Origin of the sequence: Kitasatospora sp. MBT66 (assembly GCF_000710405.2) — a bacterium.
In the GTDB taxonomy this organism is placed as follows: domain Bacteria; phylum Actinomycetota; class Actinomycetes; order Streptomycetales; family Streptomycetaceae; genus Kitasatospora; species Kitasatospora purpeofusca.
The window spans coordinates 1,278,693-1,279,129 of record NZ_JAIY01000010.1 but is presented as its reverse complement, the minus strand read 5'-3'; the positions used below and the strand labels follow the sequence as shown (position 1 = coordinate 1,279,129).

1 protein-coding gene is annotated in these 437 nt (G+C 78.0%); it reads left to right on the top strand.

Translation table 11 applies throughout. The features are described from left to right. Positions 1-402, top strand: a 402-nt coding sequence (locus BI06_RS30205) for a phosphopantetheine-binding protein (RefSeq protein ID WP_043472784.1), incomplete at its 5' end; no start/stop codon positions are given. Positions 403-437 lie beyond the last annotated feature (35 nt).

Sequence of the window (437 nt, the reverse complement as noted above, 5' to 3'; positions counted from 1 at the left end):
CCCGCACACCTGGTCCCGGCCACGGTGACCGTGCTGGAGGCGATGCCCCTCACCCCGAACGGCAAGGTCGACCACCGGGCGCTGCCAGTCCCGGCCGCCGAGGCGGCGCCGGAGGCGGTCGGCGGGGGAGTGGCGGAGCAGGTCGCCGAGGTGTGGCGGACAGTGCTCGGCGTCCCCGAGGTGCTGCCCGCCGACGACTTCCTCTCGCTCGGCGGCCACTCGCTCGCCGCGCTGCGGGTCGTCCACCTGCTGCGCCGCAAGCTGAACGTCGAGCTCCAACTGCGGCACCTGCTGGACGCCGCCGACCTCGCGGCCTTCACCGAGGCCGTGCAGCGCGCCGCCGCGGCCGGACCGGCCGCCGCCCGCCCGGCCCTCACCGCCCGCCGGCCGGCCGTCCGATGAGCCCGACGACCCCCACGACGCCTACGACCCCCGGC